The organism is Laedolimicola ammoniilytica, from assembly GCF_025567165.1.
GTDB classification, from domain to species: domain Bacteria; phylum Bacillota; class Clostridia; order Lachnospirales; family Lachnospiraceae; genus Laedolimicola; species Laedolimicola ammoniilytica.
The window spans coordinates 1-17,169 of the sequence record NZ_JAOQKC010000027.1 but is presented as its reverse complement, the minus strand read 5'-3'; the positions used below and the strand labels follow the sequence as shown (position 1 = coordinate 17,169).

Genomic DNA, 17,169 nt, shown 5'->3' with positions numbered 1-17,169 from the left:
AACTGACTATTTTAAAATGAAAAGGGATACGGAAGATGAATGAAATGACACAGACAAATACAACACAGATCAATCCTCTGGGCACAGAACCGGTGGGCCGACTTCTTCGAAGGTTCGCGGTTCCCAGCATTGTAGCCATGCTGGTCAATGCCCTTTACAATATGGTTGACCAGATTTTTATCGGCCACAGTATCGGGGAGCTGGGAAACGCAGCGACCAATGTGGCTTTTCCCCTGACCACCAGCTGTACCGCCCTGGCCCTGTTGTTCGGTATCGGAGCGGCCTCCGCCTTTAACCTGTCCATGGGACGGGGCGAGAAGGATAAGGCCCTTTATTACATTGGAAACGCGGCGGTCATGATGTTTGGAAGCGGCATTGTGCTGTTTCTGATTGCGGAGCTTTTCCTGGATCCCATGCTGATCTTTTTCGGTTCGCCGGATAATGTCCTGGGACTGGCCCGGGAATACGTACGTATTGTAGCCGTTGGATTTCCGTTTCTGATTCTGACCTCCGGCGGAGCTCATCTGGTCCGGGCAGACGGAAGCCCCAATTATTCCATGGCCTGTAACCTGACCGGAGCTCTCATCAATACCATTCTGGATCCGATTCTGATTTTCGGCTTCAAGATGGGAATGACCGGAGCGGCCCTTGCTACGATCACCGGCCAGATAATCTCTGCCTTTCTGGTGTTCCGGTATCTCCGTCACTATAAGGCAGGACCCTTTACCAGAGAGCATCTCCGGCCCAGAATGATTTATCTGGGCTACGCCATGACGCTGGGTATGGCTCAGTGCTTTAACCAGCTTGCTATGATGCTGGTGCAGATTGTTATGAACAATTCCCTGCGCCATTACGGCGCCCTGTCTGTATACGGAGAGGCCATTCCGCTGGCCTGCTCCGGCATTATCAATAAGGTCAGCTTTATGTTTTTTGCTTTCTGTATCGGAATTGCCCAGGGAATGCAGCCCATTGCCAGCTTCAATTACGGCGCGAAAAATTATGACCGGGTAAAGAAGGTCATTTTCCTGAGCCTGTCGGCAGGACAGATCATTTGTATTACCGCCTTCTGTTTGTTCCAGATTTTCCCATTACAGATCACGGCTCTGTTCGGAAATGGGTCAGATCTGTACTTTTCCTTTGCGGAGCGGTATTTCCGGATTTACCTGTTCTTTACCTTTATCAATAACCTGCAGCCCATGTCCTCCACCTTCTTTTCCTCCATCGGAAAGCCGAAGAAGGGAACCTTCCTGTCTCTGACCCGGCAGATTATTTTCCTGCTGCCCTTATTGGTTATCCTGCCCCTGTTCCTGGGGATTGACGGTATCATGTACGCGGGCCCCATCGCAGACTGCCTGGCCGCTGTGATTTCCGGAATTTTCCTGGCCGGGGAGCTGAAAAAAATGGGTACGGAAGCTCTGTAATTTGCGAGATATTACTAAGAAATATATCAAGAATATCCTTGCGCGTATTACTGGATATATTGAAGAACAGACTGGTGTTGCCTCAAATTATTGTAATTACGTGAATACTCAAACAAAGAATCCGTTTGAGATTGAGCATATTATTACAGACCATTATGAATGGTTTACGGCAGAGTATTCTGACCAAGATGATTTTAGATGTTGGAGAAATAGCATCGGTGCTTTATTACTTCTTCACAAGAGCATCAATGCAAGCTTAAATGATGCAAAATATGATTATAAGCTTAAGAAGTATTGCTCTAACGAAGGCAATATCTACACGGAATCACTTGGTGAATTAGCGTACCAGAATAACCCTAAATTCAAGAAATTTATTGCTGATAATTCTCTTGGATTTAAAGCTTATGCACCATTTGGTAAGAATGAGATTACTGAGAGAATTGCTGTTCTCGTTGATTTGGTAAAACTTGTTTGGAATGATGACATGTTTATATAATCCGGAGAAAGGAGAAAGTTTTCATGGTGTTTAATACTTTTATAAAATGCCAAGTTTGTGGATGTATTACTAGAGTGCGTTTACAAGTTGGCTGGCAAGAGGAACACCCGATAGAAGTAACATGCGGTAAATGTGGAACTTCTTTGTCTGGTAAAGTGAAAATAGGGCAAGACTGTCCGGGTTTAAATTTCTCCTTTGATAATGCTGATGATGCTCAGGACGAGAACGCGGATTATGTTGTTGAATGCTCCGGTGAGTTTCCAACAGCAAAACAAGCAGAAGCAGCCGACTTAGAGGGCTTGGTAGTAACACCGTTTATTCGATATATGAATTGTATGAAGACAGATGACTCTTATGAAGAATTTGTACAAGCTGTATCCCAATTAAATGCAACCGCTAAAAAGTGGAAGAACTACAAAAGAATTCTTACCTTAGCGAAAAATAATAGCGAGCATCTAATCCAAGAGATTTAAAAGGAATTTTCCGGTCAGTTTTTTCAATGTCGAGATGAATCGGAAACATTGAGAGCTGTTCACATGATTGAGGTACATGGTCTTTATTCGGCACTAAGAAAAGATATCCTTAATGATCTTTCATTTAGTGCAGGAATATTGAAAATGGATTCAGCACAAATGAAGAACTTAATTGAGTTTCTTAATTCTCATGATGGGTTCCACCTTGAAGAATTACAGGAGCTTGTCTATAAGGTCTACGATGAGTTTATGACAGTATATCAAAGACTTATACCTGCACTAGCTATACAATACTGCAAAGAGAACTCTTTTGATTTTGAACATGAAGGTTCTACAACAAGTAGTTTTGATAGCGTAAAACAGTTCTATTTGGATGCTTATGAGGCATTGGGCAATTTGTTGGTTATACCTGTAGCGCTCAATAATATTAAATACAGGTCTGATATAAATGCTATGAATCCGATTGAGAAGAATGTAAATTCTTTGGAGGACTATATTAAACTCACAAAAGCATCAAGATATCATTTCTGTTTGGATTCTGAAGTTTACACAGGCTTTTTGAAAACATTCGTGAATGCGAAATTGAGAAATGCTATCGGTCATAATGATGTTGAATACAATTCAGTAGACCAGCTGATAACGTATATTCCTAATCCGAAAGACAAAACAAAAAAGAAAACAGAACACCTTCTTCAGTTTGAAAATGAAGCTATGCATATGTTTCAAGCTATATTGGGTATCTCTGAATATTTGTATCGTCTGAGGGAACTTGAACTTATGTATGATGGAAAAATTCCTATTATGGTTCAGAAAAGAGTAAAATGGCCGAAGAAGATAGGCCGCAATGAATTGTGTCCGTGCGGAAGCGGAAAGAAGTATAAGCGTTGTCACGGACGATGAGAGTATGTAGAAATTAGTTTATTATAGAGTAATTTGTTGGGGAAGGAGGCCTCCTATTTGAAAAAGAAAAAAGATGAGATAACCATCCGTTCCAGCGCAGCAGAATACCTGATTTATGTTGCATCTATCGGTGATCAGCAGGACAGCATTGAGATGCGCTATGAGGATGAGAATATATGGCTGACACAGAAGATGATGGCCACACTGTATGATGTGGATGTTCGTACAATCAATGAGCATATTAAGAAGATTTATTCCGACTCAGAACTTGAGGAAGAAGCAACTATCCGGAAATTCCGGATAGTTCAAACCGAAGGTTCACGCCAGGTCACTCGTGATACGAAACATTATAATCTTCAAATGATTATTGCGGTCGGTTTCAAGGTTAATAATGAGCGAGCAGTACAGTTTCGCAAGTGGGCCAATGGCATCGTGAAGGACTACACCATCAAAGGTTGGGTCATGGATGATGAACGCCTGAAAAATGGTGGATCTATGCTTACAGTAGAATACTTTGACCGTTTGCTTGAGCAGATTCGTGAAATCCGCCTCTCTGAGCGTAGATTTTATCAGAAGATAACGGACATCTATGCTACAGCTCTGGATTATGACCGAACAGCTAAAACAACCAAGCAGTTCTTTGCAAAAGTGCAGAACAAGATGCATTATGCAGTTCATGGACATACAGCAGCGGAGTTGATTTACGAGCGAGCAGATGCGGATAAGCCACACATGGGATTAACTACATGGGCGTCAGCACCGGAAGGAAAGATTGTAAAAAGTGATGTGAGCATTGCTAAGAATTATCTTTCAGAGCAGGAAATGCGTTCATTAGAGCGTATCGTATCTGCTTATCTGGATTTGGCAGAGGACCGTGCAGAACGTCACATTCCAATGACGATGGAGGATTGGTCAAAGCGACTGGATTTGTTCCTGATGGCTGATGACAGAGAGGTTCTTCAGGATGCAGGCAAAATTACTGCTGAGATTGCCAAGGCAAAAGCTGAAACTGAATTTGAAAAATATCGCGTTATACAGGATAGGTTGTTCATGTCTGATTTTGATAAGTATATGCTGGAACTGGAAGAGAACGCGAAGAAGTAAATGATTACAAATGTGAAAGATAATTAAAATCAATAAAGTCGATGCGAACGTTGAATCCTGCATCGGCTTTATTGATTCTATAGATAATTTGAAAGCCTTGTAACCGTGAAGGAACGGAACAGTTAAAACTTTATTTGTTAGGGTTCAGCAGTGTTTTGATGTCTTCCTCCGGTGTAGTAATCGGTGCAATTCCATAATTTTCCACCAGAAAATTCAGAATATTGGGAGACAAAAACGCCGGAAGAGAAGGACCAAGACGGATGTTTTTGATACCCAGGTGCAGAAGCGTTAACAGGATGCAGACGGCCTTCTGTTCGTACCAAGAGAGAACGAAGGAAAGCGGAAGCTCATTTACGGAACATCCAAAAGCGTCCGCAAGTGCCACGGCAACCTGGATTGCGCCATAAGCGTCATTACACTGTCCCATATCCATCAGTCGCGGCAGCCCGCCGATTTCGCCCAGATCGAGATCATTGAAACGGAATTTTCCGCACGCCAGGGTGAGGATCATACTGTCAGAAGGCGTCTGTTTTACAAATTCTGTATAATAGTTCCGACCTGGCTTAGCACCATCACAGCCTGCAACCAGGAAGAAATGGCGGATTGCGCCTGATTTTACGGCGTCTACTACAGTTCCTGCGTGGGACAGGATAGCTGCATGGCCAAAACCGGTGGTCACTTTTGTACCGCCGTTGATACCTGTGAGTATCGGATCTTCTTTGTAACCACCCAGCTCCAGTGCTTTTTCAATGACCGGTGTGAAATCTTTCTTCTCGTCGATATGGACAGCGCCTGGGAAGGCAACCACTTCGGTTGTAAATACTCTGTCAGCGTAGCTGCTTTTGGGCGGCATCAGACAGTTGGTAGTGTAAAGAATCGGAGCTGGAAGATGATCAAACTCTTTCTGCTGATTCTGCCATGCGGTTCCAAAATTCCCCTTTAAGTGTGAAAATTTCTTTAAGAACGGATAAGCATGGGCGGGGAGCATTTCACCATGCGTATAGATGTTGATTCCTTTCCCTTCCGTCTGTTCAAGCAGAAGCTGCAGGTCTTTCAGATCATGTCCGGTCACGACAATAAAAGGTCCTTTTTCTATGGTGAGCGTAACATCGGTTGGTTCTGGCGTTCCATAGGTTTCGGTATTTGCCTTATCAAGAAGTGCCATACACTTCAGGTTGATTTCTCCTACTTTCAGTACAGTAGGAAGCAGAGCGTCCGCACTTTCTTCATAACCAATCTGAGATAATGCTTCGCAGAAGAAGCGATTCACTTCGGCATCTTCGTAATTCAGAACATTTGCGTGATAGGCATAGGCTGCCATTCCGCGAATCCCGAAAAGAATAAGAGACTTCAGGGAACGGATATCTTCATTGGCATTCCACAGCTGCTGCATATCGTATTCGTCGGTTTTTCCGCAGGTTGACTGACATTTGCTGCAATCAGAAACCAGTCTTTCCTTCTCAGCTCTGATTTTTTGTATCATAGTTTCAATTGCTGTATCATCAAAGCTTACATTCGTAACGGTGGTAAACAGTCCTTCCATTATAATTTGTGAAGTTCTTTTGGAAATGGTTTCTGCGCCGTCGACCACTCTTGCAAGACCAATCAATGCCCCGGTCAGTTCGTCCTGTAATCTGGCAGTATCTGCTTTTTTCCCACAGACACCAGCATTTCCTGTGCAGCCGGTGCATCCCACTGTCTGTTCACACTGATAACAAAACATTTTTGTATTCATTTTCGTATTCTCCTTTCACTCCATTTTGAAGCGGTTTTTAACATTTGACTTTCGTTTCTGTTAGAACTATAATACAATAAATACAACTTGTATGTTTGATTCCCAACAGAAGGAGCGATTTTGAAAAAATATTTACCCATCCTGAGAAACAGTCCTTTCTTTAAAGGCCTTACGGATAACGAAATAGTATCCATATTGCATTGCGTAAAGGCAACAACCATTTCCAAAGAACGAGACGCTTATATTTTCAGAGCGGGGGATTCTACTGAGGTAATGGGACTTGTAGCGTCAGGCTGTGTTCTTGTGATACAGGAAGACCTTTGGGGACATCGGAATATTCTGTCAAAATGTCACGTCGGTGATTTCTTTGGGGAGCCCTATGCAGCAAGTCCGGGTGCTGTTCTGAATATCAGTGTGATAGCAGATGAGGATTGTGAGATTATCCTGTTAAATGTCCAGAGGCTTCTGGTTACCTGCCCGACTGCATGCGGACATCATCAGAAGCTGATTCGTAACCTGGTCAGTGTGCTGGCAAATAAGATACTGCTCCTGAACGATAAGATCACGCATGTTGGCAAGCGAACGACCAGGGATAAACTACTGTCATATCTGTCAGCAGAATCCATCAGACATTCGTCTTTGTCCTTTGACATTCCTTTTGACCGGCAGCAGCTGGCGGATTATCTTTGTATTGATCGGGCGGCAATGTCTACAGAAATATCAAAATTACAAAAAGAAGGCTTTATAAAAACAAATCGAAATCATTTTGAATTAGCTGTTTCCGGTGATGTAGATACAAGAATAAAAATGTGATATCTTATATCATGGAAAACACAGGATTAATTTTAAGGCTGTTATATGTGAAAAAGGAGGAAGCTTTCAATGATAAATAAATTACATTTGGCAATGATTGAATTATATCGAGGAGATGCAAAGAGAATTCAACATTTTTGCAAAGTGCATAGTTATGCAAAATTGATAGCGGAAATGGAAAATGTGGATAAAAAATGCCTGTTTACCATTGAAGCGGCGGCTTTGACACATGATATTGGAATTCATTTCTGCGAAGAAAAATATGGAAATTGCAATGGAAAATTACAGGAAAAAGAAGGCCCTGCAATTGCAGAAAAGCTACTTGGAGAATTAGGCTTTGATCAGGATGTATCTGATCGGGTTCAGTATTTGATTGCACATCATCATACCTATAATAATATTGATGAAATGGATTATCAGATCTTGGTAGAGGCTGATTTTCTGGTAAACATCATGGAGGATGGCTTATCGAAAGAAGCAGCTTTAAAAGTCTATCATAATATTTTTAAAACAGCATGTGGAAAAATGATTTGCAGGGAGATGTTTCATATTTGACATGACAATAGCTTTAGGGATACGCCATGCACAGCTTATAGCGTTCACAAATTTTTCACAAAAAAATTAGCACTCACCTCTTGACAGTGCTAACAAAAAGGACTATAACATAATTGTCAAGAGGGAAAAGGAAATGGAACCTCAAGACAGTGACCTATTGTATGAGACATAAAAAAGGAGCGTTTACTATGTTAACACCGAGTGTATTTGGAAAAGATTTCTTTGATGATTTGTTTGAGTTTCCGTTCTATGATGACAGAGACATGCAGAAGCTGGAAAAGAAGCTGTATGGCCGCAGAGGTAAGAACCTGATGAAGACGGATATCAAGGATACCGATAAAGCATATGAGCTGGAGATGGATCTCCCGGGATTCAAGAAGGACGAAATCAAGGTTTCTCTGGAAAATGGTTATCTGACCATCAGCGCAGCAAGAGGCCTGGACGTAGATGAGCAGGAGAAGGAAACTGCAAAGTACATCCGCAAGGAGCGTTACGCAGGATCCTGCCAGAGAAGCTTCTATGTAGGTGAAGGCGTAAAGCAGGAGGATATCAAGGGCGAGTTTAAGCATGGTATCCTGAAGCTGGTCATCCCGAAGAAGGAAGAAAAACCGGAAGTCGAGACGTCAAAATACATCTCCATCGAAGGATAATGGAGCGAGGAGCCTCGCCGCGGAAGCGGCGGGGCTCCTTTTTATGGATTGATTTCGCTAAAAAGGGTGCGAAAAAATGTGAAAATGGGGTGCAAAAGCAATACCGTCATGCTATAATTGGGAAAACGAAAGGAGTGATACATCATGGCTGAGACATTAAAAACCATCAAAGAAAGAAGAAGCTGCCGGAATTTTAAGCCGGATATGGTTTCGAAGGAGCTGCTTGATAAAGTACTGGAGGCCGGCACCTGGGCGCCGACCGGAATGGGAATGCAGTCCCCGATTATCATTGCCGTGACGAATAAGGAGCTGCGGGATAAGCTTTCAAAGATGAATGCAGAAATTATGGGTTCAAAAGCGGATCCGTTCTATGGCGCTCCGGTGGTACTGGTGGTGCTGGCAGACAAGAACAAACCGACGCATGTATACGACGGCAGCCTCGTGATGGGCAATCTGATGCTGGCCGCTGCGGATCTGGGACTTGGAAGCTGCTGGATTCACCGGGCGAAAGAGGAATTCGAGAGTGAGGAAGGCAAGGGAATCCTGAAAGCTCTCGGGGTTGAAGGAGATTATGAGGGCATCGGCCACTGTGTGCTGGGTTATGCGGCAGAACCGGCGAAGGAGCCTAAGGAACGGAAGGCTTCCTATGTTTATTACGCGGAATAATTTTCAGGTTCCATTTCCCTGCAAAATGTTGTATAATATAGACAAGAACAACTGGAAGGGAGAATGATTTTATGGCAAATAACACAATTATTACCATCGGACGCCAGTATGGAAGCGGCGGACACGACATCGGAAAACAGCTTGCGGAAGAGTTAAACGTTCCCTTTTATGACAAAGCATTGCTGGAGAGAGCGGCCAAGGACAGCGGCCTCTGCCAGGAGATTTTCGAAAATCACGACGAGAAGCCGACCAACAGCTTCCTCTATTCGCTGGTGATGGATACTTATTCTCTGGGATATACCACGTCTTCTTTCTCAGAGATGCCCCTGAACCACAAGATTTTCCTGGCGCAGTTTGACGCCATTAAGAATATCGCCAAGGAAGGCCCCTGTGTCATCGTAGGGCGCTGCGCTGACTATGCATTGGCAGATTTCCCGAATGTGGTCAATGTATTCCTGCATGCGGATATGCAGGATCGCGTCGTGCGGATCGCGAGACGTCATGATCTGACCGACGCCAAGGCTAAGGATCTGATTGTCAAGACGGATAAGCGCCGTGCCAGCTACTATAATTACTATACCAGTAAGAAATGGGGCGACGCGGCAGGATACGATCTGTCTCTGAATACAGCGACGCTGGGTATCGATGGCACGATTCATATGATTCGCGAGTTCATGGCCTATAAGGAGCGGGAGCACGAAAAAATCTAGGAGTATATATTTAAAATGAAATTTGTGATACAGCGGGTTTCCCATGCATCGGTGACGGTGCATGAGGAAACCATCGGCCGTATCAATCAGGGTTATCTGGTGCTGATTGGTGTGGGGAAAGAGGATACAAAAGAGGACGCAGACCGTCTGGTGAAGAAAATGATTGGCCTGCGTATTTTTGCGGATGAAAACGGGAAGATCAACAAGTCCCTGAAGGATGTGAACGGGGGGCTTCTGTTGGTTTCCCAGTTTACACTGTATGCGGACTGCAGACATGGAAACCGGCCGGGATTTACAGAGGCGGCGGGTCCGGATATGGCAAATGAGCTCTACGAATACATCATTGAAAGCTGCAAAAAAGAAGTGGCTGTGGTTGAACAGGGAGAGTTTGGCGCAGATATGAAAGTAGAGCTTTTAAATGACGGACCATTTACCATTTTATTAGAATCATAGAAACAAAAATTTACAATATAAATACAGGGAGAGAAAACATGGGTAAAAGACAGGATATCCACAAAGTAATGATTATCGGTTCCGGCCCGATTATTATCGGTCAGGCCTGCGAATTCGATTATTCCGGCACACAGGCCTGCAAGGCGCTGAAGAAGCTGGGCTACGAGATCGTTCTCGTAAACTCCAATCCGGCGACCATTATGACAGATCCGGGAACCGCAGACGTTACGTATATTGAGCCGTTGAATGTGGAGCGGCTGACTCAGATTATTGAAAAAGAAAGACCAGATGCCTTATTGCCGAACCTCGGCGGACAGTCCGGTCTTAATCTTTGCTCCGAGCTGGCGAAGGCAGGCGTCCTGGATAAATATGACGTTAAGGTTATCGGCGTGCAGGTAGACGCCATCGAGCGCGGCGAGGACCGGATTGAGTTCAAGCACACCATGGACAGCCTGGGAATTGAGATGGCACGCAGCGAAGTTGCCTATACCGTAGACGAGGCAGTAGCTATTGCGGATAAACTGGGCTACCCGGTTGTTCTCCGTCCGGCTTACACGATGGGCGGCGCAGGCGGCGGCCTTGTATACAATGTAGAAGAGCTGAAAACGGTAGTAGCCAGAGGTCTGCAGGCCAGTCTGGTAGGCCAGGTTCTGGTGGAAGAGTCCATTCTCGGTTGGGAAGAGCTGGAGCTGGAGGTAGTCCGGGACAGCAAAAATAACATCATCACCGTATGCTTTATTGAAAATATCGACCCGCTTGGCGTGCATACCGGAGATTCCTTCTGTTCCGCACCCATGCTGACCATTCCGGAGCATGTACAGAAGCGTCTTCAGGAGAAGTCCTATAAGATTGTAGAGGCTATTCAGGTTATTGGAGGCACCAATGTGCAGTGGGCTCATGACCCGAAGACAGACCGGGATATTGTCATCGAGATCAATCCCCGTACCTCACGCTCCTCCGCACTGGCTTCCAAGGCAACCGGCTTCCCCATTGCGCTGGTTTCCGCTATGCTGGCGTCCGGCCTGACACTGGACGAGATTCCCTGCGGAAAATACGGCACACTGGATCGCTATGTTCCGGACGGAGATTATATCGTAATTAAGTTCGCGCGCTGGGCTTTTGAAAAGTTCAAGGGCGTGGAGGATAAGCTGGGTACGCAGATGCGCGCCGTTGGCGAGGTTATGAGTATCGGTAAAAATTATAAGGAAGCCTTTCAGAAAGCCATCCGTAGTCTGGAGATTGGCCGTTACGGTCTTGGATTCGCGAAGGATTTCCATGAAAAATCCAAGGAAGAGTTGCTGCACATGCTGCATACAGCTACCAGCGAACGCCAGTTCATTATGTATGAGGCTATCCGGAAGGGCGCAACCAATGCAGAGCTCTTTGAGCTGACGAAAATCAAAGATTATTTCCTGAATCAGATGCGGGAACTGGTTGAGGAGGAAGAGAAGCTCTTAACTTATAAGGGACAGGTACCGCCCGCAGAGATCCTGACACAGGCTAAAAAAGACGGCTTCGCAGATCGTTATTTAAGCCAGCTTCTGGAGGTTCCGGAAGCAGATATCCGCAACGCGCGAACAGCCATCGGCGTAACAGAAAGCTGGGAGGGCGTTCATGTAAGCGGAACCAAGGACAGCGCTTACTATTATTCCACCTACAATGCGCCGGATAAAAACCCGGTCAGCACAGATAAGCAGAAAATTATGATTCTGGGCGGCGGTCCCAACCGAATCGGTCAGGGTATCGAATTTGACTATTGCTGTGTACACGCGGCAATTGCCCTGAAGAAGCTTGGTTTCGAGACCATCATTGTAAACTGTAATCCGGAAACCGTATCTACCGATTACGATACCTCCGATAAGCTGTATTTTGAGCCGCTGACTCTGGAGGACGTCTTAAGTATCCACGAGAAGGAGAAGCCGGTAGGTGTTATTGCCCAGTTTGGCGGACAGACGCCGCTGAATCTGGCAGCAGATCTGGAAAAAAATGGAGTCCGGATTCTGGGAACCAGCCCGGAGATCATCGACCTGGCAGAGGATCGGGATCAGTTCCGCGCTATCATGGAGAAGCTGAATATCCCCATGCCGGAGGCAGGTATGGCCGTTGATGTGGAGGAAGCTCTGAAAATTGCCGAGCGCATCGGTTATCCGGTTATGGTGCGTCCTTCCTATGTACTGGGCGGACGCGGTATGGAGGTTGTCCATGAACCGGAGAGCCTGAAGGAATATATGCGTGCAGCGGTAGGCGTGACTCCGGATCGTCCGATTCTGATTGACCGTTTCCTGCATCACGCGATGGAGTGCGAGGCAGATGCCATCTGTGACGGAACCCACGCCTTTGTACCGGCTGTCATGGAGCATATTGAGCTGGCCGGCGTTCATTCCGGAGATTCCGCCTGCATCCTGCCTTCTCTGAATATCTCAGAGGAGAATGTAAAGACGATTAAGGAATATACAAAGAAGATTGCGGAAGAGATGCATGTCTGCGGCCTGATGAATATGCAGTATGCCATCGAGGACGGTAAGGTATTTGTACTGGAGGCCAATCCGAGAGCGTCCAGAACGGTGCCGCTGGTATCCAAGGTCTGCAACATTCAGATGGTACAGCTGGCTACCCAGGTTATTACAGAGGAGCTGACCGGTATTCCTTCCCCGGTACCCGGCCTTAAGGAGAGCAAATTCCATCATTACGGCGTGAAGGAGGCGGTATTCCCCTTCAATATGTTCCAGGAGGTAGACCCGATTCTGGGACCGGAGATGCGTTCTACCGGTGAGGTACTGGGACTGGCGGCCAACTTCGGAGAAGCCTTCTACAAGGCGCAGGAAGCGACACAGACGCCGCTTCCCCTGTCCGGAACGGTTCTAATCAGTGTCAGCGACCGTGATAAGGAAGAGCTTCTTCAGGTAGCAAGAGGCTTCCATCAGGATGGTTTCCATATTATGGCAACCGGAAAAACCTACGATATGATTACAGAAGATGGTATTCCGGCTGAGAAAATCAAGAAGCTGAGCGAGGGCCGTCCGAATATCCTGGACGCTATTGCCAATAAGAAGATTGATTTGATTGTGAATACGCCCTCCGGAAATGAGAGCCGCTTTGATGACAGCTATGTCCGCAAGGCAGCTATCAAGGGCAAGATTCCTTATATGACCACAATGGCGGCAGCTATCGCTACTGCGGAGGGTATCCGTCAGGTAAATGCCAAGGGTGGTAAGCTTGATGTGAAGTCCCTGCAGGAGCTTCACGCAGAGATTGAGTAAAAGAGTATAAACCCTTTAACAGAAAATCGCCCGAGCCGACAGGCCGGGCGATTTTTGGTGTCAGGAATGGATTAAATTCCGCACATACTCCGCATCCTCAAAGGGCTTATAAAGCCCATCCAGCACCGCCCGGAACATCCGTTCCTTGGCCCCCGGATTCTCATGGCAGATCTGCCGGACCAGGTTCTTGGCATACTCACGCCTCGTAAATCCATCCGCCGGACAGGGACTCTTACAGACCGGCAGGTGATATTTATTTTTAAAGCCGATCACATCCGCTTCGTCCACCAGCATCAGTGGCCGAATCACCGTCAGATCCATCCGGTCCAGATAAGTTACCGGATCAAATGAATGAAACCGCCCTTCATATAGAAGGGAGAGCATCATCGTCTCTACCACATCATCCTTGTGATGGGCATAGGCAATCTTATTGCACTCAAGGCCTTTAATCGCTTCATTGAGCGCACCTTTGCGCATTTTGGCGCAGAGCGCGCAGGGACTGCTTTCCTTCCGGATGTTGAACACCACGTCGTAGATCTCCGTCTTCACAATCGTATATCGCACGCCCAGCTCATCGCAGAGCGCCTGAATCGGGCTTAAATCAAAATCCGGGAATCCCAGATCGACTGTGATTGCTTCAATTTCAAATTTTTTTTGATAAAAGCGCTGAAGTCCATGCAATGCATAGAGCAGGGTCAGGCTGTCCTTTCCGCCGGAGATGCCGATGGCAATGCGATCTCCGTCCTCAATCATATGGTAGGTATCCACGGCCTTGCGGACATGGCTTAAAAGCTGCTGTAACTTCATTTTAAAGAATCCTTTCTTATTTAAATTATTTTCTAAAATAATTCCCTACTTAGTTTATCAGAAAAAGATGAAAAAAGCTATTGACAATTTCAAAAACCAAGTATATACTACTAAACAGATAGGAAATATAAGAAAATTCAAACCGAACTTGAGGAGACTGAAAGGAGAACAACACTATGGCAAACATTTATAAGGGAACATTAGGACTCATCGGCAACACACCTCTGGTAGAGGTTACAAATGTAGAAAAAGAGCTGGGATTGGAAGCAACCGTACTGGTAAAGCTTGAGTACTTCAATCCGGCCGGAAGCGTAAAAGACCGTATCGCAAAAGCAATGATTGAGGACGCAGAGGCAAAGGGAGCACTGAAAGAGGGCTCCGTAATCATTGAGCCGACCTCCGGAAATACCGGCATCGGCCTGGCAGCCATCGCGGCAGCCAAAGGATACCGCATCATCCTGACCATGCCGGAGACCATGAGTGTAGAACGTAGAAATATCCTGAAAGCATATGGCGCAGAGCTGGTTCTGACCGAGGGCGCCAAGGGTATGAAGGGAGCCATCGCCAAGGCAGAAGAGCTGGCAAAGGAAATCCCGAACAGCTTTATCCCGGGACAGTTCGTAAATCCGGCAAACCCGGCAGCACATAAAGCAACTACAGGTCCGGAGATTTGGAAGGATACAGACGGAGCAGTAGACATCTTTGTGGCAGGCGTCGGCACCGGCGGAACCCTGACCGGAACAGGAGAGTACCTGAAGTCCCAGAAGCCGGATGTAAAGGTTGTAGCCGTAGAGCCCGCAGGCAGCCCGGTTCTTTCTGAAGGCAAGAGCGGTCCCCATAAGATTCAGGGAATCGGCGCAGGCTTTGTACCGGATGTACTGAATACCAAGATTTACGATGAAATCCTTCCCATTGAAAATGATGATGCCTTTGCTACTGCAAAGCTTCTGGCAAAAAAGGAAGGCGTTCTGGTAGGAATCTCCTCCGGCGCGGCTCTGTACGCAGCTATCCAGCTTGCAAAGCGCCCGGAGAACAAGGGCAAAACCATCGTGGCACTGCTCCCGGATACCGGAGACAGATATTACTCCACACCGCTTTTCACAGAGTAAAAGATATTCTACCATAAAAGAATATGACCAAAAATCCATAAAGAGAGGGCAAAACCAATGAGTAAAATTACAAGAGATCAGAGAAAATTCAAATTTGAAACCCTTCAGCTTCATGTAGGACAGGAACAGCCGGATCCGGTAACAGACGCAAGAGCCGTTCCGATTTACCAGACCTCTTCCTATGTATTCCGTAACTGCGACCACGCGGCTGCACGTTTCGGACTGGCAGACGCCGGCAATATCTACGGACGTCTGACCAACCCTACAGAGGACGTGTTTGAGAAGAGAATCGCAGCTCTGGAAGGCGGCGTAGCGGCCCTGGCTGTAGCGTCCGGCGCAGCAGCTATCACCTACACCATTGAGAACCTGGCTCAGAGCGGAGATCATATCGTATCCGCAAAGAACATTTACGGCGGAAGCTTCAACCTTCTGGAGCATACGCTTCCGGCATACGGCGTGACAACTACCTTCGTAGATATCTTCAACTACGACGAGGTGGAAGCAGCAATTCAGGACAACACAAAGGCTCTTTACATTGAAACTCTGGGCAACCCGAATTCCGACGTGGTAGATATTGAGAGACTGGCAAAGATCGCCCACGCGCATAAAATCCCGCTGGTAGTAGATAATACCTTTGCAACCCCGTATCTGGTTCGCCCGATCGAGTACGGCGCAGATATCGTAGTACATTCCGCTACCAAGTTCATCGGCGGCCATGGAACCACCATCGGCGGCGTCATCGTAGATAGCGGCAAGTTCGACTGGGAGGCATCCGGAAAGTTCCCGTCACTGACGGAGCCGAACCCCAGCTACCATGGCATCAGCTTTACCAAGGCCGTAGGACCTGCAGCATTTGTAACCAAGATTCGTGCCATCCTTCTGCGTGACACCGGAGCAACCATTTCCCCGTTCCATGCATTCTTCTTCCTGCAGGGACTGGAGACACTGTCTCTCCGTGTAGAGCGCCATGTAGAGAATGCTCTGAAGGTCGTAGAGTATCTGAACAATCATCCGCAGGTAGAGAAGGTTCATCATCCGTCTGTATCCGATGATCCGGAGCAGAAGGAACTGTACGCGAAGTACTTCCCCAACGGCGGCGGCTCTATCTTCACCTTCGAAATCAAGGGCGATGCTCAGAAGGCAAAGGACTTCATCGACAACCTGGAGCTGTTCTCCCTGCTTGCAAATGTAGCTGACGTGAAGTCTCTGGTTATTCATCCGGCGACCACCACACACAGCCAGTGCACAGAGGAAGAGCTTCTGGATCAGGGCATTAAGCCGAACACCATCCGTCTTTCCATCGGAACTGAGAATATCGATGATATCATTCAGGACCTGGACGAGGCATTCAAGGCAGTACAGTAAAAGACTGAGTACAGGGGCGGATCATGTATCTGCCCCTTATCTTTTTCATGAGGAGGACTTACTTATGCAGCTTTCGAAAAAGAGCCGCTACGGACTGCGGGCGTTGATTGATCTGGCTTCCGCGCCGCAGAATCAGTATGTTTCCCTGAGCAACATTGCAGAACGCGGAGAAATTCCGGCGCAGTTTTTGGAGCAGGTATTTGCCTCCTTCCGCCGTGCCGGGCTTGTAAAGGCCTTAAAAGGCCCCCAGGGCGGCTATCAGCTTGCCCGGAATCCAAAATACATCACAGTAGCTGAGGTACTGGAGATTCTGGAAGGTTCTTATCGGATAGCGGACGAAGACGTGTCCCCGGAGAGCCGATGTTACGCTGTCTCAGAGACCATGCAGGAGCGCCTGATTAACCCCATTAACCAGGCCATGGAGCGTTTTCTGACAGAGCTTACGCTGGAAGAGATGAAGGCTGATTACCAGCAGCGTCTGACCAACGGGCAGGATATGTATTATATTTAAAAAAGAATAGGAAATTTGAAAATGAACTGTTATAATAATGACAGTTCATTTCAGACTGTAGACAAAACGCTTTTGGTCAGCACTCCAGAAGCGTTTTTCTTGTTTTGGGTTCAAAAAGTGTGTACTTGATCAATAATAAAC

17 protein-coding genes are annotated in these 17,169 nt (G+C 46.5%); 15 read left to right on the top strand and 2 right to left on the bottom strand.

Features of this window, described 5'->3' with window-relative positions:
- Positions 1 to 35: 35 nt before the first annotated feature.
- The 5 genes from OCV63_RS15110 to OCV63_RS15090 all read left to right on the top strand — a co-directional run bounded on the left by OCV63_RS15110 (position 36) and on the right by OCV63_RS15090 (position 4,394).
- The gene (locus OCV63_RS15110; protein WP_416862064.1) at positions 36 to 1,421 is read left to right on the top strand and encodes an MATE family efflux transporter; all 1,386 of its coding nucleotides are present in this window, start codon (positions 36 to 38) and stop codon (positions 1,419 to 1,421) included.
- Position 1,422: 1 nt separating this feature from the next.
- Positions 1,423 to 1,917: an HNH endonuclease family protein gene (locus OCV63_RS15105; protein WP_262670903.1), complete on the top strand. Its 495-nt coding sequence runs from the start codon at positions 1,423 to 1,425 to the stop codon at positions 1,915 to 1,917.
- Positions 1,918 to 1,940: 23 nt separating this feature from the next.
- Entirely contained in the window at positions 1,941 to 2,390 is a 450-nt protein-coding gene (locus OCV63_RS15100; protein WP_262670902.1) for a hypothetical protein, read from the top strand.
- Positions 2,391 to 2,453: 63 nt separating this feature from the next.
- On the top strand, positions 2,454 to 3,290 hold the full coding sequence (locus tag OCV63_RS15095) for a YecA family protein (RefSeq protein WP_262670901.1): 837 nt from the start codon (positions 2,454 to 2,456) through the stop codon (positions 3,288 to 3,290).
- A 57-nt stretch (positions 3,291 to 3,347) separates the two neighbouring features.
- Positions 3,348 to 4,394: a virulence RhuM family protein gene (locus OCV63_RS15090; RefSeq protein WP_158365134.1), complete on the top strand. Its 1,047-nt coding sequence runs from the start codon at positions 3,348 to 3,350 to the stop codon at positions 4,392 to 4,394.
- Between the two features lie 130 nt (positions 4,395 to 4,524).
- On the opposite strand, the gene hcp is transcribed toward OCV63_RS15090, so the two are convergent.
- Positions 4,525 to 6,129, bottom strand: coding sequence for a hydroxylamine reductase (hcp, locus tag OCV63_RS15085; RefSeq protein WP_158365133.1), 1,605 nt, complete (start codon positions 6,127 to 6,129; stop codon positions 4,525 to 4,527).
- 120 nt (positions 6,130 to 6,249) lie between these two features.
- Between hcp and OCV63_RS15080 the strand changes: the two genes are divergently transcribed.
- The 7 genes from OCV63_RS15080 (at position 6,250) to carB (ending at position 13,236) form a co-directional block, all read left to right on the top strand.
- Complete coding sequence (locus tag OCV63_RS15080; protein WP_158365132.1) at positions 6,250 to 6,942, top strand: Crp/Fnr family transcriptional regulator; 693 nt, start codon at positions 6,250 to 6,252, stop codon at positions 6,940 to 6,942.
- 69 nt (positions 6,943 to 7,011) lie between these two features.
- Complete coding sequence (locus OCV63_RS15075; protein ID WP_158365131.1) at positions 7,012 to 7,497, top strand: HD domain-containing protein; 486 nt, start codon at positions 7,012 to 7,014, stop codon at positions 7,495 to 7,497.
- A gap of 188 nt (positions 7,498 to 7,685) precedes the next feature.
- Positions 7,686 to 8,147, top strand: a complete 462-nt coding sequence (locus tag OCV63_RS15070; protein ID WP_158365130.1) for an Hsp20/alpha crystallin family protein — start codon at positions 7,686 to 7,688, stop codon at positions 8,145 to 8,147.
- 144 nt (positions 8,148 to 8,291) lie between these two features.
- Positions 8,292 to 8,813, top strand: coding sequence for a nitroreductase (locus tag OCV63_RS15065; RefSeq protein ID WP_158365129.1), 522 nt, complete (start codon positions 8,292 to 8,294; stop codon positions 8,811 to 8,813).
- Positions 8,814 to 8,884: 71 nt separating this feature from the next.
- Positions 8,885 to 9,523, top strand: a complete 639-nt coding sequence (locus OCV63_RS15060) for a cytidylate kinase-like family protein (RefSeq protein ID WP_158365128.1) — start codon at positions 8,885 to 8,887, stop codon at positions 9,521 to 9,523.
- A gap of 15 nt (positions 9,524 to 9,538) precedes the next feature.
- Positions 9,539 to 9,976 (top strand): D-aminoacyl-tRNA deacylase, encoded by a 438-nt coding sequence (gene dtd, locus OCV63_RS15055; protein ID WP_158365127.1) that lies wholly within the window; start codon positions 9,539 to 9,541, stop codon positions 9,974 to 9,976.
- Positions 9,977 to 10,014: 38 nt separating this feature from the next.
- Complete coding sequence (gene carB, locus OCV63_RS15050) at positions 10,015 to 13,236, top strand: carbamoyl-phosphate synthase large subunit (protein ID WP_158365126.1); 3,222 nt, start codon at positions 10,015 to 10,017, stop codon at positions 13,234 to 13,236.
- A 60-nt stretch (positions 13,237 to 13,296) separates the two neighbouring features.
- On the opposite strand, the gene OCV63_RS15045 is transcribed toward carB, so the two are convergent.
- On the bottom strand, positions 13,297 to 14,043 hold the full coding sequence (locus OCV63_RS15045; RefSeq protein ID WP_158365125.1) for a tRNA lysidine(34) synthetase: 747 nt from the start codon (positions 14,041 to 14,043) through the stop codon (positions 13,297 to 13,299).
- A gap of 176 nt (positions 14,044 to 14,219) precedes the next feature.
- Here OCV63_RS15045 and cysK point away from each other — a divergent pair, with 176 nt between their 5' ends.
- The 3 genes from cysK to OCV63_RS15030 all read left to right on the top strand — a co-directional run bounded on the left by cysK (position 14,220) and on the right by OCV63_RS15030 (position 17,028).
- Positions 14,220 to 15,152 (top strand): cysteine synthase A, encoded by a 933-nt coding sequence (cysK, locus tag OCV63_RS15040; protein WP_158365124.1) that lies wholly within the window; start codon positions 14,220 to 14,222, stop codon positions 15,150 to 15,152.
- Between the two features lie 57 nt (positions 15,153 to 15,209).
- Positions 15,210 to 16,517, top strand: a complete 1,308-nt coding sequence (locus OCV63_RS15035) for an O-acetylhomoserine aminocarboxypropyltransferase/cysteine synthase family protein (RefSeq protein WP_158365123.1) — start codon at positions 15,210 to 15,212, stop codon at positions 16,515 to 16,517.
- A gap of 64 nt (positions 16,518 to 16,581) precedes the next feature.
- Positions 16,582 to 17,028: an RrF2 family transcriptional regulator gene (locus OCV63_RS15030; protein ID WP_158365122.1), complete on the top strand. Its 447-nt coding sequence runs from the start codon at positions 16,582 to 16,584 to the stop codon at positions 17,026 to 17,028.
- Positions 17,029 to 17,169: the final 141 nt, after the last annotated feature.

What these genes read in the sequence shown, in the direction of transcription:
- OCV63_RS15095 (WP_262670901.1), top strand. Translation starts at nt 2,454, where the DNA reads ATGATTGAGGTACATGGTCTTTATTCGGCACTAAGAAAAGATATCCTT.
- OCV63_RS15045 (WP_158365125.1), bottom strand. Translation starts at nt 14,043, where the DNA reads ATGAAGTTACAGCAGCTTTTAAGCCATGTCCGCAAGGCCGTGGATACC.
- hcp (WP_158365133.1), bottom strand. Translation starts at nt 6,129, where the DNA reads ATGAATACAAAAATGTTTTGTTATCAGTGTGAACAGACAGTGGGATGC.
- OCV63_RS15065 (WP_158365129.1), top strand. Translation starts at nt 8,292, where the DNA reads ATGGCTGAGACATTAAAAACCATCAAAGAAAGAAGAAGCTGCCGGAAT.
- OCV63_RS15030 (WP_158365122.1), top strand. Translation starts at nt 16,582, where the DNA reads ATGCAGCTTTCGAAAAAGAGCCGCTACGGACTGCGGGCGTTGATTGAT.
- OCV63_RS15110 (WP_416862064.1), top strand. Translation starts at nt 36, where the DNA reads ATGAATGAAATGACACAGACAAATACAACACAGATCAATCCTCTGGGC.
- cysK (WP_158365124.1), top strand. Translation starts at nt 14,220, where the DNA reads ATGGCAAACATTTATAAGGGAACATTAGGACTCATCGGCAACACACCT.
- carB (WP_158365126.1), top strand. Translation starts at nt 10,015, where the DNA reads ATGGGTAAAAGACAGGATATCCACAAAGTAATGATTATCGGTTCCGGC.
- OCV63_RS15100 (WP_262670902.1), top strand. Translation starts at nt 1,941, where the DNA reads ATGGTGTTTAATACTTTTATAAAATGCCAAGTTTGTGGATGTATTACT.
- OCV63_RS15075 (WP_158365131.1), top strand. Translation starts at nt 7,012, where the DNA reads ATGATAAATAAATTACATTTGGCAATGATTGAATTATATCGAGGAGAT.
- dtd (WP_158365127.1), top strand. Translation starts at nt 9,539, where the DNA reads ATGAAATTTGTGATACAGCGGGTTTCCCATGCATCGGTGACGGTGCAT.
- OCV63_RS15060 (WP_158365128.1), top strand. Translation starts at nt 8,885, where the DNA reads ATGGCAAATAACACAATTATTACCATCGGACGCCAGTATGGAAGCGGC.
- OCV63_RS15070 (WP_158365130.1), top strand. Translation starts at nt 7,686, where the DNA reads ATGTTAACACCGAGTGTATTTGGAAAAGATTTCTTTGATGATTTGTTT.
- OCV63_RS15035 (WP_158365123.1), top strand. Translation starts at nt 15,210, where the DNA reads ATGAGTAAAATTACAAGAGATCAGAGAAAATTCAAATTTGAAACCCTT.